Here is a 21,226-nt window from a genome sequence, read left to right as displayed (position 1 = left end):
AACAGCCTGCACCGATCGGCGCTTGAGTCAAACGCCGTTGCGGGTGGGTTTTAGTGTTGTGGTGTGAAATGGGTTGGACAAGCGGGCCGGTTTCGGCCTCCCTCGATGTACGGTCTTCTTTACCGCCGGGTATAGATGAGTAAATACAATCGATATCGGTTTAAAGAGTTATCCAGCTCTGACTTTCCCATCGCGGTCTGGCGTGGGCTGAACCTGAAAGAGGAGTTTAACGAAGTAACCGGGTGCCTCCACCAACGGGATTTCTGGAAGGTGTTTTATGTGCACGCCGGTTCGGGGACGAAGGTGATCAACGGGCGCGAGTATCCGTTTGGGCCCGGCTTTGTCAGTCTTGTCCACCCCGAGGATTTAACGACGTTCAAGCTCCAAACGCCTTCCATCGACATCACGAATATCGCTTTTCAGCACGAAGTCATTGCGGAGTGGATGGACGAGCTCAAGGGCAGCTCCAGCTTCTTTTCTATTTTTTACAATGCCTATGATCGTGCGAGTAAGTCTAGCAAGGACCCGCTCTATCTGCTGGATGCAAATCGGGATATCCAGTCGCTCGTTCGCAAGATGGAGCGCGAATGCCGCCGCCAGGATGCCTGTGCACGCATGATGTTGCGGCTGAACCTGATGGAGCTGCTGATCTTGCTGATGCGCTTGAGCACCCGGCAGTCGGGTCAGAAGCGGCGCTCGATCGTGACGGCTTATGTCCGGGATTATCTGGAGCGGCACTTCGACGAGGAGCTCGACTACGAGAGCATGGCGGCCGAGGTCGGCATCAGCCGCGCCTATCTGTGCACGCTCTACCGTAAGCAGGAGGGGGAGCCCATTGGGCGTACGCTGCTGGGGATACGCCTGGAGAACGCCCGGCGTTTGCTCAGCCAATCGGATCGCCCGGTGACGGATGTCTGCTACAGCAGCGGCTTCAATGACTTGAGCTACTTCTATCGCGTCTTCAAGGCGGAGACCGGCGTGAATCCCGGCAGCTTTCGCCGCGATCATCAGGTGTCTTGAGCTCGTGATCTGAGGGGATCTGGCTGTTTTTTGGACTCCAGTCATCTTTTTGGGAAAACCGCAGAGGCGTGTTGCCAGGCCCAAGTCTTGCGGAGGCTTTTCGTGTATAAAGGTTTTTTTACCACACGAAAAACCTCCCGATGAAAAGACCGACAATCTGCACCTATTATTTCCCCAACTGGCATGTGGACCCCCGCAATGAGAAGTACCATGGCAAGGGGTGGACGGAGTGGCGGGTCGCCCAGTATGCGACTCCGCGCTTTGACGGGCATGAGCAGCCGCGGGTGCCACTGTGGGGGTACGAGGACGAGGCGGACCCGGCGGTGATGGCTAAAAAGATCAAGGCCGCCACCGACCACGGTATCGATGCCTTTATCTTCGACTGGTACTACGACTCCAACGGCCCCTTCCGTGAACGCTGCCTGCAGGAGGGCTTCCTTCCGGCTGCGAATTGTCAGGACATTAAGTTCGCGTTCATGTGGGCCAACCACGGCCACCCCTATTCGCATCCGGGTAACTACCGCCAGCCGGGCGATATCGTCTGGACCGGCGAGGTGTCCCCGGCGATTTTCATCGCCTGCACCAATCACTGCATCGAGCACTACTTCAGCCAGCCCAACTACCTGCGGGTGGACGGACGCCTTTACTTCTCGGTGTTCCGCCCCGCACAGATGATCAAGGATATGGGCGGCCCCGAGGTGGCGCGGCTGCTGTTGCGGGACTTCCGGGATCGTGTCGCCAAGGCCGGGCTGGGCGAGGTGACCTTTGATGCCAACGCGGGCAATCTCATGGCGCAAGGAGGTGCCGAGGCTGCCAACGCTCTGATCCGCGCTGCTGGCTTCGACATGTGCTCGGAGTACAGCTGGGGGTACAAGAACGATGTTTTTCCGGCTATCGACTATGATCTATGGGCCGAGCGCAACTACGCCGAGCAGGTTGCGCGCAGCTCCTCGCTGTGTGTGCCGTATAGCCCGGTGGTCCTGCAGGGCTGGGACTGTAGCCCGCGTACGGTGCAGTCCGACATGTTCGACAACATCGACTATCCCTTTGGGACGGTCGTGACCGGAAACACCCCCGAGCGCTTCGAGAAAGTGCTGGCGAAGACCCGTGAGTTTATGGCCTCGGGGCAGGCAAGCAGTGATCTGCTCCATCTGTCCTGCTGGAACGAGTGGACCGAGGGTTCCTGTCTGGAGCCCGATACGGAGCACGGGTACGGCTATCTGGAGGCGGTGAGGAACGTCTTCGGCCGGGCAGGGGAGTAGCCTCGGCCCGTGGGCCAGCGGGGCGGGTTTTGGCGCCGGGGCGTGAAATGGGTTGGACAAGCGGGCCGGTTACGATTTCCTTGTAGGATTCCCTATGAGCGAGACGACAGACAAGCCGAAGGACTTTATCCGCCAGATGATCGCCGAAGACGTCGCGGCGGGCAAGCACGGTGGGCGCGTGCATACGCGCTTCCCCCCGGAGCCCAACGGCTACCTGCAAATCGGCCACGCCAAGGCCGTGTGCCTGAACTTCGGCATCGCCGAGGAGTTTGGCGGCAAGTGCAACCTGCGCTTTGACGACACCAACCCCGAGAAGGAGAGCCAGGAGTTTGTCAACGCGATCAAGACCGACATCCGCTGGCTGGGCTTTGAGTGGGACCAGGAGTGCTACGCGAGCGACTACTTTGAGCAGCTCTACACCTGGGCCTGCGATCTGATCAGCAAGGGCCTCGCCTACGTGGACGAGCAGAGCCCCGACGATATCCGCAAGAACCGCGGCTCGTTGACCGAGCCCGGCGTGGATAGCCCGTACCGTGACCGTCCCGCCGAGGAGAGTCTGGACAAGTTCGCTCGCATGCGTGCGGGTGAGTTTGAGGACGGGGCCATGGTCCTGCGCGCCAAGATCGACATGGGCGCCCCGAATATGAACCTGCGCGACCCGGTCATGTACCGCATCAAGCGCATGCACCACCACCGCACCGGCGACAAGTGGTGTATCTACCCGAGCTACGACTTTACCCACGGGCAGAGTGACTCGCTGGAGGGCATCACGCACTCGCTGTGCTCGCTGGAGTTCGAGGATCACCGCCCGCTCTACGACTGGTTCATCGAAAAGCTCGAGATTTTCCCCTCCAAACAGACCGAGTTTGCCCGCCTGAACCTCAACTACACCGTCGTGAGTAAGCGCAAGCTGCGTACGCTGGTCGAGGAGGGCTTCGTCTCTGGCTGGGACGACCCGCGCATGCCGACGCTGTCGGGGATGCGCCGCCGGGGCATCCCCCCGCAGGCCGTACGCACCTTTATCGACCGGGTGGGGCTGACGAAGTTTAACTCCACCAGCGACATCGCGCTGCTGGAGTACGCCGCCCGTGACGAGCTCAACCGCTCCGCCGAGCGCCGCATGGCCGTGCTGGACCCGATCGAGGTCGTCATCACCAACTGGCCCGAGGGACAGGTGGTCGAGGTGGACGCAGTCAATAACCCTGAGGACGAGGCCGCCGGTACGCGCAAGGTACCCTTTACGGGGCGCTTGCTGATCGAGCGCGATGACTTCCGCGAGGAGGCCAACCGCAAGTATTTCCGCTTAAAACTGGGCGGCGAAGTGCGCCTGCGCTACGGCTACATCATCAAGGCCGAGTCAGTCGAAAAGGACGCCGAGGGCAACATCACCCGCGTGCTGTGCACGGCGGACCTGGAAACCCTTCACTCCAACCCCGAGGACCGCAAGGTCAAGGGCGTCATCCACTGGGTCAGTGCCGAGCATGCGGTGAAGACCGAGGTGCGGCTCTTTGACCGGCTCTTTTCGGTGGAAAAGCCCGAGGCGGACAAGGACCGGCCCTTTACGGACTTCGTCAACCCGGACTCGCTCCAGACCGTGACGGCCTACGTCGAGCCCGCGCTGGCTACCGCCGAGGCGGATCAGCACTTCCAGTTCGAGCGCATCGGGTACTTCACCCCGGACAGCAAGGATCACGTCCCCGGCAGCAAGCCGATCTTCAACCGCACCGTCACCCTCCGCGACTCCTGGGCGAAGAAAGAGGGCTGAGGAGCTTGATTATGCGTAAGCTGAGGAGGATTCCAAAGGATATTGCCTCCTTCAGGCGGTGTTTGAATGAAGTGATTGCACGCATTGAGACTTCCGATGGTTCAATGTGGGCAAACCTCAGCCGAGAAGAGGTTTGTGTGGATTTGCGTTCAGCGATCAACGACGTTGAGTCCGGTATTGGCTTTGATGTGAAACACCTTGAGATGTTGTTTGCCCCAACTGGCCCCATTCAGGACATATCAACAGACAATGGGTGGGGGGATGAATTTTTGACCTGCGCGAGCGATTACGATCGAGTATCTAAAGATTACTAGCGCCCTATAATTGTCGATTGAAGCACTAGATATCTAGATATGCTTTCTATGTCTTCTCGGAGCCGTCTGATTCTCGCCCTCGAGTTCCTGCTTCTGTGCGTGGGGCTGCCGACGGTGATTATCGTGTACCGGCTGGCGGCGGAGATGTTGCTGTTTCTGTGGGCGGCGGCGCTGTACTGCGGAATCGTTTATCGGCTGAAGTTTCACCGGGGGTGGGGCGAGGTCTGGCGCTGGGGCGAGGTCAACTGGGCGAACCTGCGGGTCATCCTGCCTCGTTTTGTGCTGGTGGCGGCTGCGATGGTGGCATTTCTGTACTTCTACGATCCGGGGCGGATGCTCTACCTGCCGCGCGAAAAGGCGGGGTTCATGCTGATCCTGTTCGTGGCGTACCCGTTGCTGTCGGCCCTGCCGCAGGAGTTCATTTTCTGCACCTTCTTTTTCGCCCGCTACCAGCTGTTTTTCCCGGCGCAGTGGGCCATCGTCGGGGCTAGCGCGGTCGTCTTCGCCTACGCGCACGTGCTGTTCATCAACCCGGTGGCCCCGACCCTGAGCTTCGTGGGCGGGCTGATCTTCGCCTCCACCTACGCCAAGACCCGCTCGCTGGCGCTCGTCACCATCGAGCATGCCCTGTACGGTAACTTCCTGTTCTTCATTGGCTTGGGTTGGTATTTCTACGGGGGTAGGGGATGATCCCGGAGCAAACGCTCGGCGTTTGATCCGATAGAGAGGCTCTGCCCCTGCGGCACTGCGTTCCTACCCCTTCAATCCGCTACGCAGAACATGTAAACAGGGGCGTTCACGTGAGGGGCGTGTTTTTTCTCTGGTGAACAAGCCGTTAGGCTGGCCGAAACTATCCCCGCGACCGCACGAAGTCCCGCAACACGTGTTTGACAAGGGGGCGGTGCGCGTATTTATTGACCGGTTCTTATGGGTAAGACCTTGTTTCATAAAGTCTGGGAAGACCACGCCGTGCGTAAGCTGCCTAATGGGCAGACGCAATTGTTCATCGGCACGCACCTCATTCACGAGGTGACCTCGCCGCAGGCCTTTGGGATGCTCCGCGACCTCGGACTGACCGTCAAGTACCCCAGCCGCACCTTTGCGACCGTGGACCACATCGTGCCGACCAACGAACTGGTCGAGCCCTACAGCGACCCGCTGGCCCAGGCTATGATCGAGGCCCTGCGCAAGAACACCAAGGAGTTTGGGATCACTTTCTTTGACACGAACACCGGTAAGCAGGGTGTCGTGCACATCGTCGGGCCGGAGCAGGGCATCACCCAGCCGGGTACTACGATCGCCTGTGGGGACAGCCACACCGCCACGCACGGCGCCTTCGGGGCCATCGCCTTCGGGATCGGCACCAGCCAGGTGCGCGACGTGCTGGCCACTCAGACTATGGCGCTGAGCCCGCTCAAGGTTCGCCGCATCAATGTGGACGGCAAGCTCGCCCCCGGCGTCTACGCCAAGGACGTGATCCTGCACATCATCCGCCTGCTGGGCGTCAACGGCGGGATCGGCTTCGCCTACGAATACGGCGGCGAAGTCTTTGACAACTTCTCCATGGAGGAGCGCATGACCGTGTGTAACATGTCCATCGAGGGCGGCGCACGCTGCGGCTACGTCAACCCGGACGAGAAGACTTTCGAGTACCTCAAGGGCCGCCCCTACACGCCGAACGGCGCCAAGTGGGAAGACGCGGTCAAGAAGTGGAAGAGCTACGCCAGCGATAAGGACGCCGAGTACGACGACGTCGTTAACATCAAGGCCGAGGACATCAAGCCGACCGTCACCTGGGGCATCAACCCCGGCCAGGCCGTCTTTATCGACGAAAACCTGCCCCTGCTCGACGAGCTGGATGGGACGGACCGCGCCAACGCCGCTGAAGCCTTCGAGCACATGTCGCTCACACCGGGTGCCCCCATCCGCGGCACGAAGATCGACGTGGCCTTTATCGGCTCCTGCACCAATGGCCGCCTGAGCGACCTGGAGGAAGCCGCCAAGTACATCAAGGGCAAGCATGTCGCTCCCGGCGTCACTGCCATCTGCGTGCCCGGCTCGCAGGTCGTGGCCAAGATCGCCGAGGAAAAGGGCCTGGACGAGGTCTTCCGCGAGGCTGGCTTTGAGTGGCGCGGCGCAGGCTGCTCCATGTGTCTGGCTATGAACCCGGACAAGCTCAAGGGCAACCAGCTCAGCGCCTCCTCTTCGAACCGCAACTTCAAGGGCCGCCAGGGCAGCCCGACTGGCCGCACCATTCTGATGAGCCCGGTCATGGTCGCCGCCGCCGCCGTTACCGGCGAGGTCTGCGACGCCCGCGAGGTCTTCGGTTTCGCCGAAACGGTTAGCGCGTAAACATTTTAAGAGAGTAATACTATGGCAGCTTTGGAAAAGATCACCAAGGTCACCGGACGGGCCGTTCCCGTGCCGGGTGACGATGTGGACACCGACCGGATCATCCCGGCCCGCTTCATGAAGTGCGTCACGTTTGACGGCCTGGGCGAGTTCGCCTTTTACGACGTGCGCTACGACGGCGAGGGCAACAAGAAGCAGCATCCGCTCAATGAGAAGCGCTTCGAGGGTGCCACGATTATGCTCGTGGGCTCGAACTTCGGCTGCGGCAGCTCCCGTGAGCACGCCCCGCAGAGCCTGCACAAGTTTGGTGTCCGTGCGATCATCGGCCTGAGCTATGCCGAGATTTTCTTCGGAAACTCCACCACGCTGGGCATGCCCTGTGTCTCGGTGGACAAGAATACACTGCACACGCTGACCCAGTTCGTCGAGGCGCACCCGGAAAAGGCCCTCACCATCGATCTGGAGAAAATGACGGTGACCGCCGGCGAAAACAGCTACCCGATCACTCTGGCCGAAAGCGCCCATGATGGCCTGCTGGCCGGTGAATGGGACCCGCTCGCCCTCCTGCTGAACAAGCCTGAGGACATCGAGGCCGTCGCCGACCGCCTCCACTACGTCTAGTCGGGGTTTACTTGGGGCTGCGCGCCCCAAACCCGCGGCAAGCGAAGCTTGCATTTTCGATAAAGGCCGAGTGCTACGCACTCGGCCTTTATCGAAAATGAAGGGCTCTGCTGTCGCGTTGTGTTCACCTTATGTTTCAGTTTTCTACTGCGCGGGGGCGGATACTGCTTAATGAGTCGGTTCAGTTTGGATGCTCTGCTCAGCGATTAGTGAAACCAGCGCGCTGGTTTCACTAATCGCTGACACGATGCGCAGCATCGAAAGTGCAGGCTTCGCCTGCCGTGGGCGCGGGGTGCGCAGCCCCGCAGAAAAACCTTGCGCGGGGCGGGGTTTTAGCCCGTGTTGGTTGGGACTCTCTGCCGCTTATGATTAGTTTTCTCCACGACATCGGTTGGACCTTTCTGCTGCCGCTGGGCCTGTGCTCGGTTTTGGCGGTCTTTATTATCGTTGAGCGCCTGATCGCGCTGCGCAGCTCGCGCATCCTCCCCAAGGACCTGGTGGACAGTTTCGTGACGGGCGACGTGCTGGAGCTGGAGGGCGACCCGCACTCCGTCGGTGGCCGCATTCTTTTCTTTTACAAGCTCAATGCCCCGGACCCGGACGCACTCAAGGCCTTTGCGGCACTGGAGATCGCCCGGCTGGAGCGCGGGATGTTCATCCTCGATATCGTGGTCGGGGCTGCGCCGCTGCTTGGCCTGCTGGGTACGGTGACGGGCCTGATCGAAGTTTTTCAGGGCATCGACCCGGCCAGTGGCATGCCTGATCCCACGCAGTTTGTGCAGGGGATCGCACTGGCACTGGGCACGACCATGCTGGGTCTGTCGATCGCCATCCCCGCGCTGGTCGGTAATAGCTACCTGACGCGCCGAGTGGACATGCTCAGCGCGCAGATCAACGTCGGTGTCGAGCGCATGATCGACATCGCCAAGTCCAAGCTCGCCAAGGCCTAACTCGCTCGCCGGATGGACATCCAAAAGCGCAGGAAAAAGACCGAGATCAACATCGTGCCGTTGATCGACGTGCTGATTGTGCTCATTTTCTTCTTCTTGATGACCATGCAGTTCAAGAACATGGACGTTTTGAACATCACCCCGCCGCAGATCGAGACCGCGGGCAAGGACAAGGAGATCATCCAGCTCATGGTCGGCATCGACACCGAGGGGCAGTACTTTATCGATAATAAGCCCGTAAGCGAAGACGAGCTCGTCACCGCCTTTAATGAGGCGGCCGCGCAAAAGGAGCCGCCCTCGGTGCTGCTCATGGCTGACCAGGATGTGCCGCTGCACTTCGTGACCTTTGTCATGGACCAGTCCCGCAAGGCCAAGCTGCCCAAGGTCCGCCTCCAGTCCCGCTAGGCGGGTTACACCCGCTGGCTATTAATGGGGCTCTGCCCCATCGCTCGCAAAAGCTCGGCGTTTGGTCCGACTGAGGGGCTGCGCCCCTACGGAGCCGGAAAGGCTCGCTGCCCGGGTGCGTGGCATTTATTTGCTGGCATGATGCGCAGCATCTAAGGTCGAGTGCGGACACGCACCGCAGGTCTGGGGCACGTAGCCCCAGATAAAAAACAGCCTCGAAAAATCCTAGTCCTTGTGGACGAAGAGGCTCTCGATTTCCTTTTCGGTGAGGGGCTTGACGGCGCCGGGGCCGAGGCCCTTCATCTTGAGCTGGCCCATCTGGAAGCGCTTCAGCTTTTTGACATGGTAGCCGAAGGCCTCGAAGAGGCGGCGAATCTCGCGCTTGCGGCCCTGGTCGAGGTGGACCTCGACGCGATGGTCGGCCTCCGCGCCCACGGTGGCGGGGATGATCTTGCGGGCGAAAAGGTGTTCACCCTCGTCGATCACACCCTTGAGGAGCTTGGGGATGATGGCGGGGTCGAAGGGCTTCTGGAGCTTGACGCGGTAGCGCTTGACCACGCCCCCACTGGGGTGGGTGATGCGGTTGGCCAAGTCCCCGTCGTTGGTCAAGATGAGCATGCCCTCGCTGTCCTTATCGAGCCGTCCGGCGCAGAACAACCGGTCGAAGCGGTAGTCCTTCGGGAGGATCGAGAAGACGGTCAGCACGGCATTCGGATCGTGGTTGGTGCAGAGCGTGCCCTTCGGCTTGTTCATCACCAGCGTGATCTTGCGCTTGGGGGCCTGTGGGATCTTCTTGTTTTTAACCGAGATCTGATCGACCTCGGGGTCGACCTTGCAGCCGAGCTCAGCGGTCACGCCGTTGACCTTGACGCGGCCGTTGCGGATCCACTCCTCGGCCTCGCGCCGCGAGCACATCCCGCGGTCCGCTAAAAATTTTTGTACACGTACGAGTTCTGACATTTTTTCTATAATTCTGCCATCACTCAGCGGATGCGTCGTCGCGACGGATCATAAACGCCGGGTGAAAAGATGCCACGCCCGCCGGAGAATATCCCTTGAGCGTGAGCGAAAGGAAAACGTCCACTGACACGCCCGGCAAGCTGCAATTTTCACTCGGGTGGTAGCTGCTGCCTAAACGGTAGGACGTGGCAGGCATCGAGCTTTTGCAATAACCTCACACGGAGACGCAGAGGCACGGAGGTCAATCTTTATGCCAGGGATCGTTTGGAGTGCTTCTCCAGGCCTTACCTCCCAGCGGGAGGTTGGCTAAATCTGCGATCGTTGAATCTACATTAAACACTTCGTGCAGTGAAACAAGCATCGCCTGGTCTGCATCCAGCTCTGTGTCATCGAGAAATTGCCAGGCTCCGTCATCTTCATCATGGCAAACCAATAGAATCGGTTTGGATGAGGACATGACTGCGCGAGTTGTGAAAACCGCGGTGTTGGGGGAATCTGAAAATGGCCACGTCATAATCTCCTCACGTTCTCTCTGCTAGCTGCCTGTCTATTGATCAACATAAAACAAAACCGCGCCGTTACCAGCGCGGTTTTGGAAATGTGATTGGTGACAATTGTTCAAGGGGGGAGCCCCTCAAACGGGTCAAGCGCCAAGCACTTGCTAGAGGCTCTTGGCGGTCTTGACGACGTTGTCGGCGGTCATGCCGAACTTTTCCATCACGATGTCGCCGGGGGCGCTGATCCCGAAGGTGTCGGTGCCGAGCGCTTTGCCCTGGAGGCCGACGAACTTCTGCCACCCGAAGGTGATGCCGGCCTCGATGGAGAGGCGTTTGGTGCAGGAGGCCGGGAGAACTTCCTCTTGGTAGGAGGCGTCCTGGCGCTCGAAGCGTTCCTGGCAGGGCATGGAGACGACGCGGCAGCCGTCACCCAGCTCCTTGGCGGCGACGAGGCAGTGCTGCAGCTCGCTGCCGGTACCGATGAGGATCATTTCCAGCGGCGCGGTTTCCTTCTTGATGATGTAGCCGCCCTTGAGCGTGCCCTGGCGGCGGGTTTCCACCGGGGTGCACTTGAGCGTGGGAACACCCTGACGGGAAAGGATGAGGGCGGTCGGGCCGTCCGCGCGCTCGACGGCGGCGGCGTAGGCAGCAGCGGTTTCCTCGGGGTCGGCCGGGCGGATGACGTCGAGGTTCGGGATGCAGCGCAGGGCGGCCACGTGCTCGACGGGCTGGTGCGTGGGGCCGTCCTCACCGACGCCGACGGAGTCGTGCGTCCAGATGTAGAAGGTCGGCAGGTGGGCCAGCGCGGCTAGGCGCACGGAGGGGCGCATGTAGTCCGAGAAGGTCAGGAAGGTGGCGCCGGAGGTCTTGAAGATACCGTCGTAGGCGATGCCGTTCATGATCGCGCCCATGGCGTGCTCGCGGATGCCGTAGTGGAAGTTGCGGCCCGCGTAGTTGTCGACGTCGAAGTCGCCCACGCCCTTGATGTAGTTCTTGGTGGAGCCGTGCAGGTCGGCGCTGCCACTGGTAACCAGCGGGCAGGCGGCGGCAACGGCGTTGAGGACGGCCTCACCGGCGGCGCGGGTAGCGAGCTTCTTTTCCGGGTCAAATTCGGGGATCGTCTTGAGCAGCTCCTGCTCGGTGGCGTGCTTGTGGGCGACACCATCCTCAAGCAGCTTGGCCTGCTCGGGGTTCGAGCCCTTCCAGACGGCGAATTTCTTCTGCCACTCGTCGTACTGCTCCTTGAGGGCGGCGGTGCGGGCGGCGAAGAAGGCCTTGGTGTCCTCGGAGACGTAGAAGCGCTCCTCGGGCAGGCCGAGGGCGAGGCGGTCGGCCTCGATGAACTTTACGCCACCTTCGCCGTGAGCCTTGTTCGTCCCGGCAACTTCGGGGATGCCGCGACCGATTTCGGTCTTGAGGATGATGAGCTTCGGGCGGCCGTTGTCGTCGGCCTTGGCCTTGTCGTAGGCTTCTACGATGGCCTTGATATCGTGGCCGTCGGGCAGCACGGTGACGTCCCAGCCGTAGGCCTCGTAGCGGTCAGCGGTGTTCTCAGACTGGGTCTTGTCAGCCATGGCGTCGAGGGTGACGTCGTTGCTGTCGTAGAACATGATCAGGTTATCCAGGCCGAAACGGGCGGCGTAGGCAGCGGCCTCGGCGGAGATGCCCTCCTGCAGGCAGCCGTCACCGGCGAGCGCCACACAGTGGTAGTCAAAGAGCGGTTCAGCCGGGTTGTCGAAGCGAGCCTGAAGCATCTTCTGCGAGCAGGCGTAGCCGACGATGTTACCGGTGCCCTGGCCGAGAGGGCCAGTGGTGGCCTCGACGCCGTCAGTCTCCCCATACTCCGGGTGGCCGGGGGTCTTCGAGCCGAGCTGGCGGAAGTTCTTCACCTCGTCGAGCGAGAGGTCGAAGCCAGCCAGGTGCAGCCAGCTGTAGAGGAACATGCTGCCGTGGCCGGCGGAGAGGATGAAGCGGTCGCGGTTGAGCCACTTGGGGTCCGCGGGGTTGTACTGCAGGCAGTGGCCGAAGAGGGCGGCGCCGCACTCAGCGGTGCCGAGAGGGAGGCCGAGGTGGCCGGAGTTGGCGGCTGCTACGCCGTCCATGGCGAGGCCGCGGGCTTCGAGGGCGGCTTGCGTGAGAGCGTCGATATTCAAATTTTCAGTGACAGACATGCCCAGAAGGCTAAGAGCTTTCCCGCTAATGGAAAGAAAAACTTCCGTCACTCATCTGTGACCGTCAAGTAGCTTGTCGCAGGGTGGTGACTTCGACTGCGTATGCTAGCTGCGGGAGTGGCTGGCTACTCGACCTTCCAGCTGGCCAGGTAGTATTTCCCTTTTTCCTGACTCAGGGGGATAAGCCCCGTGCTCTTTTTCTCGTCCTTAAAGGTGATGACGAGGTAGGCGCTCGCAGGCGTAGGGCGCACATAGGTGACGCCCTTGATGGTCAATGCCTTGTTCTCGGCCTCGGATTGCTTCGCGCTAAAGGGGACGATGGCGACACTGGAAATGCCCTTGTCCAGCGGGTTCTGCCAAAGTTGCTCAAAGGTGGGCTCCAGCGTGTCGGGGAGGGCAGGCTGGTAGAGCGCAATGAAGGACTCCGCTTTCCCGGATTCGAGAGCCTTCCAGATTTTATCGATGAAGCTCGATTCTGGAGAGGCATTGAGCGTGGCTGCCATGACAATCAGAGAGAGAAAAGGGATGAGGGCACGTTTCATAAAAGGATCAGGTATGGTGTTGGAGCTGAGTCGTTGGCGATGTCGCCGGGATGAACGCCTGCCGGTTGCGGCGCTCATTGTGATTTTGTGAAATTATCACTTCGCAGTCTCCGGGTTCAATCCTTTCCCGCAGGGATCTCGCTTCGCCCGAAGGCCGCTCTCCTCGCCGGAGGATTTGATTGCCGTTTGGGCACGGTCTTCATGTATGTGCAGCGATTTCCGCGGCATCCGGTCAGTCCGGGATTTCGGTCATACACCGCGTGGGCATCGCTCAGTGGGTAGCGCAGTGGTTTCCTGGCACGAAACGGGCTTTCTCGCCCAAATCGTCTGATTCTAGCGACAAGCTATGCAACTGTGTGCCTTTAAGGGGAGGTGCAAAACGAGCTATATTTGCGTGTATAGATCGTATGCCTCGCTCAACCCCAACCCGCCGGGCTTTTACTCGAATCGGATTGCTGGTCATGGCCGTGATGGTCGCCGTTTCGGCAGCGATCATTACCCCTGCCGCACTTCCCCGACAGGAGTAGATCGCAACTCATTACCTGCTCGAGTCATTTCCGCCAGATCGGAGTCGGCGCTCAACTTTACGCCAATGCAAACAATGGCCATCTTCCCGGCCCTCTACTCTAGGCAACAAGCCCTTTATCCCTATTTGCGAATTATGTATCTTACCCATCGAAAATCCCTCTTGTATTTTATCTTGCTTGCGCCTTTGACCGTTTTGGCCGATGCGAGCTGGCCTCATATTTCCCCGGCACATATTCAGAATACCTTTCAGCTGGATGAAGCCCAATGGCAGGAACGCATGCCAGAAAAAGGCTCTCGTCTATTTTACCTGGAAGAGGAGTGGCCTGAGGTTATCGCGCGCATGCTTTCTGACGAGGGCGACTATCCCGAGCTTCGAAAGCACGTCTTTGAGGTTGCCGATGAACTCTCTTCGCACCCTGCCCGGGCGTATATGTCCCCCGAAGAGAACGACCATCCGCATCACTCGCACAGGCAGAAACTGGCAGAGCAATGGCAGCGCCGCGTGGGTGACGATATATTCCTGCTTTGCCTGGCCGCCAAGCTGAGTGAAGACCCGAAATACCGAAAGAGCCTCCATGATTTGGTGATAAGCGGCTGCCATTACCCGCAGTGGGGTCTCTCGCCAAAAACGAATATGGACTTGGCCTGTGGTCATATGGCCCGTGGTGTTGCCTTGGCTTGGGACTGGCACAAAGACCTGTTCAGTGAGGACGAGAAAAACCTGATACGTGAGGTCATAAAGGAGCGTGTTGGCACGCTGTATAAGGGGCTTCGGGGCGAAGCATTCTGGGCCAATAATTACACCGAAAACCATAATCATATCAATGCGACGGCGCTGGGTTTTGCCGGAGTCGCATTCTACGGTGACTTGCGCGAAGCGCGCTATTGGCTCTCAGCGGCAAAGACGAACTTCGACTTTGTTATGAGCTATCTTGAGGATGACGGGAGCACAGCCGAGGGCGTTCCCTATTGGTCTTACTCGCTGTCTTTTATTTTGCAGTACATCGAAGGCACGCGCCCGATAACCGGGGCACAAGTCTACTATGAGGAGCCGTTCCTGAAGCATGCTGCGAATTACCGAGTCGCCTGTGCGGCTCCCGGCCTTCAGGGGGTCCTGCCCTGGGGAGACGCGCCGACTTACGATTTTTACGGACCCCAGCACCTGCTGGCCAGACTGGCTGCTCAATACGATAACTCCGCTGCACAGTATATAGCTGAAAACATGCCCTACGGCCCCAAAGGCGGTAGCGATGCAACAGCACTTTTGCTCATGTGGTATGATGCGGCAGTCACCCCCGAGGCCCCGAGTAAACTCGACTACCACATCGCGGATTGGGATGTGGTGACAACGCGCAGTGGCTGGAGTATTAACGATTACCTGCTCACGCTGAAATCGGGCTACACCAACCGCAATCACAGCCATCTGGATGCAGGTGCCATCGCATTCATCTTCGGCGATCAATGGCTCTTGTTAACGCCTGGTTATGGGACGGGTGCTGGTCAACGCAAGTTTTGGAATTCATCCGGGCCCCGCTGGGAGTTTTTCTCAAACGCGACGGAGTCCCACTCGACCCTCTTGATTAATGGCGAGAACCAGAGCTTCGAGCCGCAGGCCCGTGGCACCATTGACCAGTTTGCAACGACGCCCGATTTCATGTGGACCTCGGTCGATCTCAGCGAAGCCTACGCAACGAGACCGGAAGCCCGGCGTAGCATCCTACACGTGCGCGACGACTATTTCCTGTTGTTCGACTCCATCAATTCACCCGAACCGATAACCGTCGATTGGCTCGCGCAAACAGCTGCCTCTGCTCAGGTGGATGCCGGTACGATCAACCTGACTGGTCGCGCTGGCCGTTTAAAGATCAACTCTATTTATCCGAATGGCACGGACTTCACCCTGCGCGAACCAACGAGCCCTGAAATAGATAAAAAGAACAATGCTCAACGCACGTATACCGCCGTACAGCGTGGTGACTCGGTAAAATACGCCTTCTTGATGCAACCCGTGTTTGGCGGGGGCGCAGGCCCCACGCTGACAACTCAGTGTGCGCCCAGCGGTGAGTCCGGATGGACCGCCACCGTCACGCACCCCAATTGGACAGACGAGATTCTCGTCCATGCAGATGGCACTCCGCAGACTTTTGTATGCGAGGACGCCGCTCCCGTACATTTTAATGCGGATGTTGCGGTGGCTCGGTTTGAGAAAGGAGAGCTTAGCCGTCTATTCGCTTACAACGGACATTCCATTCAATCGGAGATTATGAAGCTGGAGTCCTCTACGCCCGTCAGCTTTGAGCTGTCGCGCCATGAGTCGGGTTGGATTTTGGATCTTATAACACCTCTCGATGGAAGACTTGAGGCAGCATCTGGCTTACTCGTCTATAGCGCTAAAGGTGAACTCGTCCCCATGTCTCCGAGACTGGAGCTGCCCGCAGGCCAGTATTTCCTGGCGGCCAACAAAAGCGATGTCCAGTCGCTGATGGCAGTGCCCGGTAAGCAAATGCGAACGCGTGAAAAGCCAACCTTCGACATAGCTCCCACTAAAGGCCTGCCCCCGGCACCGGCATCCGTGAAAATCAATTGGGAAGCCGAGGTGGACATTGTTAACCAGAATAGCAATGCGCTGCCCGCAGAAAAGGTAGCTGCGTCGGGAGGTATGGCGCTAAAATCTTTTGGAAGCCGGGACTACAGCGAGAGCCTGACATGGGAAGTCGACGTCCCTGAGGAGGGAACCTACTACCTGACCATGCGCTACTGCAGTATGAAAAATCCGACAGTAACGCTGCTCATCGATGGGCTGGCCCCTTCTGAAAAGGCACAATCAATACCTTTGGCTAGCACCGGAGGCTGGGCCAATGCGTCCGATGATTGGAGGGACTACACGTTCAGCGATGAAGACGGTAACCCGCTCGCGATCGAGTTGGCCCAGGGCAAGCACAACATCGAGCTGACGGCCCCGTCGGCTTCTATCAATATCGACTCGTTTACCTTGGTAGGGGCTGCCCCAGAATCCAAATAGACGCTGCAATCACTCAAACCATTGCCTGATGCCTGCCCTCGGCGAATTCTATGACGTGTTCCCTTGTTGACGAACAAATAGCGGATAGCCACCATTCTGCTGAAGCACTGAGGGCAGATGAAACGCGTCACACAAGAAGACATCGCAAAAAAGGCAGGTGTCCACCGTGGCACCGTCTCGCGGACGCTCAGTAACCATCCGGGAATCCCTGCCTCGACTCGCGAGCGAATCCTGCGCATTGCTGAAGAGCTGGGCTATCGCCCTGACCCGATGCTGGCATCCCTGGCCGCCTATCGATCGAGTAATAGAAAGAGCGGCTACCATGGTGTGCTGGCATGGCTTGTTATATACACGAACCTCAAGCAATTTAAATGGTTTCGCTCCAAAACTTTTTCTTTGTACCACGAGGGAGCTAAAGCGCAGGCGGACAAATATGGCTACCAACTGGAGATTTTTGAGTTCGATCAGAAAAAGTACACCACGAAGCGGATGGCCTCCATCTTGAGGGCCCGGAACGTCAAAGGCATACTCTTGTGCCCACAATCGCTTCCCTCCACGACTATCGATTTCGCGTGGGAAGATTTTTCGCTGATTACCTTTGGCTACACCCTGAGTAAGCCGGAGCTGCATACCGTGACGGCGACTCAGTATCGCGCCATGCAGTACACAATGAAAATGATGCATGAGCGCGGCTATCGCAAAATCGCATTTGTGTTCGACCCCAAACACGATGAGCGCGCCGACAATAACTATCTTTCTGCCTACTTATCGGCGCAGCATAAGATTGGCGAAGCGCCCATCATTTATAGTTATCATGTAGAGGCCCCTGAAGGCTTACCGGCCTTCCTGAAGGAGCAGAGAAAAGAGGGTAAGACTATCGATGCACTGGTCGTAGGCGACCATCTCATCATGCGCAAGTGTCCCAGCATCGGCCTGCGCCTACCCGAAGACTACCCAGCGGCTTGCCCGCTCCTGACTGATCGTGACGGCAAGTTGTCCGGGGTTTATGAGGACTCCCTCCACATCGGGGAAGTTGCGGTGGACTTGCTCACCAACATGATCATGCGGGGTGAGCGTGGTGTGCCCGCAAAGGTGCGTCGCGTGCACATCGAAGGCGTATGGATAGAGGGGGAGACCCTGCCTTCAAAGTTATAGCAGTTATCCTTAATTCCAATAGTAGTGTGCAACTGTGTGCACAGGGATTTGCTTTAGCCGTTAAATATACGGGGTATTTTATGCATAATGCTGAATACGAATCTGACCACCCCGGCTATTCACGAGGACACCCCTCGAATACCCTCTGCGGACCGACAGCGAGTCCTGGTGGCAGTAAGTGAGCAGGAATTCACCCGCTTCCTGCCTCAAGGGCTACCTGAGAGTACCGATCACGTGTCCTGGACGCTATTACCGCTGTGCAGTGAGAACCGCGGCCGCTGGGAGGAGCTGCTAAAGCTCCACAATCCTACGATACTTGTGACCGGATGGACCACGCCCCCTGTCACTGAGTCCATGGTTCAGAGCGACTGGTTCGGCGTAGAGTATATCTGTCACCTTACTGGGACTGTCCGTAAGCTTGTGCCCGAGCTGGCATTCAAAAAAGGCATCGTGGTCAGCAACTGGGGAACCTTAGCGAGTATGTCTGTGGCAGAGCATGCCATTTTGCTGGTTTTAGCGTGTTTGCGGGCGCTGCCTCGTTGGCAACAAGTACTACGGAAGCCCCAAAAAGATTATGAATCGTCTAAGCTGGCCCTGAAGACTCAGTCACTTGCCCGAAAAAAAGTAGGCTTACATGGCTTTGGCAATGTGGCCCAGAAAATCACCGAATTACTACAACCCTACGATGTCACTATTGGCGCGTATTCGCAGGGGGTACCCGATGATTTAATGCACGAGTTTGGTGTGCAACCTTATGGCAGCTTGTCGGATCTTTTCGCGAACAGTGAAATCCTTATCGAATGTGAGTCACTCACCGAGCAATCCCGGCATAGCGTCACCGCCGAGATGTTCGCCCTGCTTCCCGATGATGGTGTCTTCGTCAACGTAGGGCGGGGAGCTCTGGTCGATGAAAGCGCGCTGGCCGATGAAATACGTCGGGGCCGTATTCGACTCGGCACCGATGTTTTTGCCCGTGAACCTCTGCCGCCCGATTCGGAGTTCCATGAGTTGGAGGGGGCCGTCTTCTCACCTCATATCGCCGGCCCCACGCAAGACCTCTACAAGGACTGCGGCCGCCTGGCGCTGGAAAATATTCAAAACTACACCCATCAGTTACCGCTTAAGGCGATCGTCACTTTAGAAAGCTACCTCCGCTCAACCTGAGCCTGGTAGCGCTTCAAAACACCAAACTTAATACCCACACGAACCCCCAATATTAAATAGCATGAATAAGATAGCGAAAGCATTGGCCATCTCCACACTACTGCTCGGAAGCATGTCAGCCATCCACGCGACGGTGATATTCTCAGAAAATTTTGACGAATACACGGCCGGCGAACCCGTACCGTGGAATACAGATTACAGCGAAAACTGGCTTCAGGTCGTCGCGTACGACTTCGACACTGAGACTGACAGCAGTCACATGTTCTCTGCGGGACCGAATCAGTATGGCAGTCTGTCGGGAAGTAATCTATCGTCACAAATGGTGGCCAGGAGCACGGTCTTCGATGGACCGGGAACGCAGACTGGGCAGATGAGCTTCGCCTTCTACGATCCCTCTAGCGAGCCCCATTCGGGTAACGGCTTTGTGTTCCGCATTAGCAATCAAGATTCGGGGAACGCCAAGGCTGCGTTTGCCATATTTATTCAGAATGGCGAACTGATCCTTGCCTACGGCAGTGACATCATACCAAGCGCCACCTCCTTCGCCAGCTACAATCAGAATGAAGCCAACCAATTGGATATTGTATTCAACAACTCGGACAGCCCGCTCACCTACAGCGGAGGTACCATCGTTGCCGGAGCCATGGATGTCTACCTAAACGGGGAGCTGGTGGGCGATGACCTGGGTAGAGCTGGTAGCCTTGGCACAGGCGTGAATATTCGCAGTTTCAACATTACCGCTAAAACTTCGCCCGCGTTTACCGGCACGATGTATCTGGATGACATCGTTGTTGATGACAGCATCTCCATACCCGAGATCAGCGAAAGCAGCCTGTATATGGGGATCATCCCACTTGTTCTGCTTGCACTCCGTCGCCGTCGGAACAAGCGCAGCTAGTTCTAGAACACTTCTTCTTCACGGGTGGTGGCTTAACGGCTTCCGTTGGGCCGCCACACAAGCTATCCCGCTCTATATATTGGACCGATATAGGCTATTGGCACTCATGCGCCTATATATTTAGCATCGCAGATTACCCCGCGATTCGACCATCGGTCGAATATTGTGAGCAAAATGGAATTTGGTCATTCGCATCATGTTTTCTAAATTATTACCATCTCGACTAAAACCGAAGCAGCCCGGCAAGGTATGGACCGTAGGCACCCTGACGTATTCTGCCGGGGGCTTGATGATGCTGTTCGTATGGTTATTACTGGGTGACTTCTCCTGGGCGATGCGAGAACGTTCAGTGGGGCCCTTGGCATCGTGGTATTTGAGTGACCTGGGAGTACCCAACCTGTACTTCGGATTGATCATCAGTTCTTTCCCGGCGGTGATCAGCCTGATTCTCAGCCCGATTATCAGTGTTAAGTCGGACCGGCACCGTGGCCGTTGGGGGCGCCGTCTTCCGTTCCTTTTATTTACGACACCGATCGCGGCCCTTGGCATCATCGGCATTGGCATAACGCCGATTGTCGCGAGGTGGGTGCACTCCCACTTCCCTAGCGAACACGATTGGGTCATCGGAGTTATCTGCTTTGCCGTGTTCTGGGCCTTTTTCGAGTTTTCAACGGTTGCAGGCCAAGCCGTGTTCGGTGGGCTCATCAATGATGTTGTCCCCAGAGAGTTGCTCGGACGTTTTTTTGGTTTGTTCCGTGCCGTAAGTCTCATCGATGGCATCATTTTCAACTACTGGGTATTCGGGCATGCCTCTACGCATTTCACGCTCATTCTCGTCGTCGTCGGTATCTTCTACGGGGTTTCATTCATGCTTGTGTGTTTGAAGGTGAAGGAAGGCGAATATCCTCCACCTCCTCCCAAAGATCCCAATAACCCCCCGCTCGCACTCGCATTTCTCCGAGGCGTAAAAACCTACGTAAGGGAGTGCTACAAAAGCCCCTACTACCTGACGGTGTATGTGATGATCGTCGTGGGGAAGTTGACCGTCATGCCAGTGAACATCTTTGTGATGCCCTACGCCCATAAACTCGGCGTCAGCATGGATGCGTATGGAAAATCGATGGCGCTCATGTTTACGATTTCCCTGTGTCTTTCTTACTTCCTGGGCTGGCTCGTCGATAAATTCCATCCCCTGCGCATGGATATGGCCGTTTTAACCCTATATGCTCTGTCGATGCTTTGGGGATTCCTTTTTACGCATGACCAAAACAGTTTCTTGATCTCCTGGGTACTCCATGGGGTTACATCTGGATGCTATTTCACCACGTCTGCGTCTCTGGGGTTGCGCCTTTTCCCCCACAATAAATTTGCGCAATTTGCTTCAGCCGGAGGTATTTTTACGGCCGTGGGTGTGATCGGTATCGGTCCTATTGTAGGGACGATTATTGATGTGAGCGGCGAGCAGTATCGCCTGGTTTTCCTATGCGGTATGGTGCTGGCGATCTCGGCGCTTATCATGACATTCCTGGTCTTCCGGAAATTTAAGCAGTTCGGCGGCGACGAAGGCTATGTAGCTCCGGAATAACCCCAAAGCGTTTCA

At 57.8% G+C, this 21,226-nt stretch carries 18 protein-coding genes; 14 read left to right on the top strand and 4 right to left on the bottom strand.

Annotation, left to right across the window (positions count from 1 at the left end):
- Positions 1 to 135 precede the first annotated feature (135 nt).
- From K0V07_RS02235 to K0V07_RS02195, 9 genes are all read left to right on the top strand, one after another.
- Positions 136 to 1,020 carry an AraC family transcriptional regulator gene (locus K0V07_RS02235; protein WP_220622904.1) on the top strand — a complete coding sequence of 295 codons (885 nt, stop codon included), beginning with the start codon at positions 136 to 138 and terminating at the stop codon, positions 1,018 to 1,020.
- Between the two features lie 140 nt (positions 1,021 to 1,160).
- Positions 1,161 to 2,282: a glycoside hydrolase family 99-like domain-containing protein gene (locus tag K0V07_RS02230; protein ID WP_220622903.1), complete on the top strand. Its 1,122-nt coding sequence runs from the start codon at positions 1,161 to 1,163 to the stop codon at positions 2,280 to 2,282.
- Positions 2,283 to 2,376: 94 nt separating this feature from the next.
- Positions 2,377 to 4,047, top strand: coding sequence for a glutamine--tRNA ligase/YqeY domain fusion protein (locus K0V07_RS02225; RefSeq protein ID WP_220622902.1), 1,671 nt, complete (start codon positions 2,377 to 2,379; stop codon positions 4,045 to 4,047).
- A gap of 11 nt (positions 4,048 to 4,058) precedes the next feature.
- Complete coding sequence (locus K0V07_RS02220; RefSeq protein WP_220622901.1) at positions 4,059 to 4,361, top strand: hypothetical protein; 303 nt, start codon at positions 4,059 to 4,061, stop codon at positions 4,359 to 4,361.
- A gap of 48 nt (positions 4,362 to 4,409) precedes the next feature.
- Positions 4,410 to 5,051: a CPBP family intramembrane glutamic endopeptidase gene (locus K0V07_RS02215; RefSeq protein WP_220622900.1), complete on the top strand. Its 642-nt coding sequence runs from the start codon at positions 4,410 to 4,412 to the stop codon at positions 5,049 to 5,051.
- 237 nt (positions 5,052 to 5,288) lie between these two features.
- Positions 5,289 to 6,713 (top strand): 3-isopropylmalate dehydratase large subunit, encoded by a 1,425-nt coding sequence (leuC, locus tag K0V07_RS02210; RefSeq protein WP_220622899.1) that lies wholly within the window; start codon positions 5,289 to 5,291, stop codon positions 6,711 to 6,713.
- Positions 6,714 to 6,734: 21 nt separating this feature from the next.
- Positions 6,735 to 7,334, top strand: a complete 600-nt coding sequence (leuD, locus tag K0V07_RS02205) for a 3-isopropylmalate dehydratase small subunit (RefSeq protein WP_220622898.1) — start codon at positions 6,735 to 6,737, stop codon at positions 7,332 to 7,334.
- 365 nt (positions 7,335 to 7,699) lie between these two features.
- Positions 7,700 to 8,284, top strand: coding sequence for a MotA/TolQ/ExbB proton channel family protein (locus K0V07_RS02200; protein WP_220622897.1), 585 nt, complete (start codon positions 7,700 to 7,702; stop codon positions 8,282 to 8,284).
- Positions 8,285 to 8,296: 12 nt separating this feature from the next.
- Entirely contained in the window at positions 8,297 to 8,689 is a 393-nt protein-coding gene (locus K0V07_RS02195; RefSeq protein ID WP_220622896.1) for a biopolymer transporter ExbD, read from the top strand.
- A 225-nt stretch (positions 8,690 to 8,914) separates the two neighbouring features.
- On the opposite strand, the gene K0V07_RS02190 is transcribed toward K0V07_RS02195, so the two are convergent.
- The 4 genes from K0V07_RS02190 to K0V07_RS02175 form a co-directional block, all read right to left on the bottom strand.
- A complete protein-coding gene (locus K0V07_RS02190) occupies positions 8,915 to 9,649 on the bottom strand; it encodes a pseudouridine synthase (protein ID WP_220622895.1) in 735 nt (244 codons plus the stop codon).
- A gap of 241 nt (positions 9,650 to 9,890) precedes the next feature.
- Positions 9,891 to 10,106, bottom strand: coding sequence for a DUF2185 domain-containing protein (locus tag K0V07_RS02185; protein WP_220622894.1), 216 nt, complete (start codon positions 10,104 to 10,106; stop codon positions 9,891 to 9,893).
- 204 nt (positions 10,107 to 10,310) lie between these two features.
- Positions 10,311 to 12,317, bottom strand: a complete 2,007-nt coding sequence (tkt, locus tag K0V07_RS02180) for a transketolase (RefSeq protein WP_220622893.1) — start codon at positions 12,315 to 12,317, stop codon at positions 10,311 to 10,313.
- A 125-nt stretch (positions 12,318 to 12,442) separates the two neighbouring features.
- Positions 12,443 to 12,859: a hypothetical protein gene (locus K0V07_RS02175; protein WP_220622892.1), complete on the bottom strand. Its 417-nt coding sequence runs from the start codon at positions 12,857 to 12,859 to the stop codon at positions 12,443 to 12,445.
- Positions 12,860 to 13,460: 601 nt separating this feature from the next.
- Here K0V07_RS02175 and K0V07_RS02170 point away from each other — a divergent pair.
- The 5 genes from K0V07_RS02170 to K0V07_RS02150 all read left to right on the top strand — a co-directional run bounded on the left by K0V07_RS02170 (position 13,461) and on the right by K0V07_RS02150 (position 21,211).
- Entirely contained in the window at positions 13,461 to 16,409 is a 2,949-nt protein-coding gene (locus K0V07_RS02170; RefSeq protein ID WP_220622891.1) for a heparinase II/III family protein, read from the top strand.
- Positions 16,410 to 16,526: 117 nt separating this feature from the next.
- Positions 16,527 to 17,564 carry a LacI family DNA-binding transcriptional regulator gene (locus K0V07_RS02165; RefSeq protein ID WP_220622890.1) on the top strand — a complete coding sequence of 346 codons (1,038 nt, stop codon included), beginning with the start codon at positions 16,527 to 16,529 and terminating at the stop codon, positions 17,562 to 17,564.
- A 354-nt stretch (positions 17,565 to 17,918) separates the two neighbouring features.
- Positions 17,919 to 18,728, top strand: a complete 810-nt coding sequence (locus K0V07_RS02160) for an NAD(P)-dependent oxidoreductase (protein ID WP_220622889.1) — start codon at positions 17,919 to 17,921, stop codon at positions 18,726 to 18,728.
- A 61-nt stretch (positions 18,729 to 18,789) separates the two neighbouring features.
- On the top strand, positions 18,790 to 19,626 hold the full coding sequence (locus K0V07_RS02155) for a hypothetical protein (protein WP_220622888.1): 837 nt from the start codon (positions 18,790 to 18,792) through the stop codon (positions 19,624 to 19,626).
- 196 nt (positions 19,627 to 19,822) lie between these two features.
- Positions 19,823 to 21,211 carry an MFS transporter gene (locus K0V07_RS02150; protein ID WP_220622887.1) on the top strand — a complete coding sequence of 463 codons (1,389 nt, stop codon included), beginning with the start codon at positions 19,823 to 19,825 and terminating at the stop codon, positions 21,209 to 21,211.
- Positions 21,212 to 21,226: the final 15 nt, after the last annotated feature.

The organism is Ruficoccus sp. ZRK36 (genome assembly GCF_019603315.1).
GTDB lineage: Bacteria > Verrucomicrobiota > Verrucomicrobiia > Opitutales > Cerasicoccaceae > Ruficoccus.
This window is presented reverse-complemented; position numbering and strand designations above follow the sequence as displayed.

Bases quoted from the DNA above. Each gene is read 5' to 3' on its own strand.
- K0V07_RS02235 (WP_220622904.1), top strand. From the start codon at position 136: ATGAGTAAATACAATCGATATCGGTTTAAAGAGTTATCCAGCTCTGAC.
- K0V07_RS02230 (WP_220622903.1), top strand. From the start codon at position 1,161: ATGAAAAGACCGACAATCTGCACCTATTATTTCCCCAACTGGCATGTG.
- K0V07_RS02225 (WP_220622902.1), top strand. From the start codon at position 2,377: ATGAGCGAGACGACAGACAAGCCGAAGGACTTTATCCGCCAGATGATC.
- K0V07_RS02220 (WP_220622901.1), top strand. From the start codon at position 4,059: ATGCGTAAGCTGAGGAGGATTCCAAAGGATATTGCCTCCTTCAGGCGG.
- K0V07_RS02215 (WP_220622900.1), top strand. From the start codon at position 4,410: ATGTCTTCTCGGAGCCGTCTGATTCTCGCCCTCGAGTTCCTGCTTCTG.
- leuC (WP_220622899.1), top strand. From the start codon at position 5,289: ATGGGTAAGACCTTGTTTCATAAAGTCTGGGAAGACCACGCCGTGCGT.
- leuD (WP_220622898.1), top strand. From the start codon at position 6,735: ATGGCAGCTTTGGAAAAGATCACCAAGGTCACCGGACGGGCCGTTCCC.
- K0V07_RS02200 (WP_220622897.1), top strand. From the start codon at position 7,700: ATGATTAGTTTTCTCCACGACATCGGTTGGACCTTTCTGCTGCCGCTG.
- K0V07_RS02195 (WP_220622896.1), top strand. From the start codon at position 8,297: ATGGACATCCAAAAGCGCAGGAAAAAGACCGAGATCAACATCGTGCCG.
- K0V07_RS02190 (WP_220622895.1), bottom strand. From the start codon at position 9,649: ATGTCAGAACTCGTACGTGTACAAAAATTTTTAGCGGACCGCGGGATG.
- K0V07_RS02185 (WP_220622894.1), bottom strand. From the start codon at position 10,106: ATGTCCTCATCCAAACCGATTCTATTGGTTTGCCATGATGAAGATGAC.
- tkt (WP_220622893.1), bottom strand. From the start codon at position 12,317: ATGTCTGTCACTGAAAATTTGAATATCGACGCTCTCACGCAAGCCGCC.
- K0V07_RS02175 (WP_220622892.1), bottom strand. From the start codon at position 12,859: ATGAAACGTGCCCTCATCCCTTTTCTCTCTCTGATTGTCATGGCAGCC.
- K0V07_RS02170 (WP_220622891.1), top strand. From the start codon at position 13,461: ATGGCCATCTTCCCGGCCCTCTACTCTAGGCAACAAGCCCTTTATCCC.
- K0V07_RS02165 (WP_220622890.1), top strand. From the start codon at position 16,527: ATGAAACGCGTCACACAAGAAGACATCGCAAAAAAGGCAGGTGTCCAC.
- K0V07_RS02160 (WP_220622889.1), top strand. From the start codon at position 17,919: ATGGTTCAGAGCGACTGGTTCGGCGTAGAGTATATCTGTCACCTTACT.
- K0V07_RS02155 (WP_220622888.1), top strand. From the start codon at position 18,790: ATGAATAAGATAGCGAAAGCATTGGCCATCTCCACACTACTGCTCGGA.
- K0V07_RS02150 (WP_220622887.1), top strand. From the start codon at position 19,823: ATGTTTTCTAAATTATTACCATCTCGACTAAAACCGAAGCAGCCCGGC.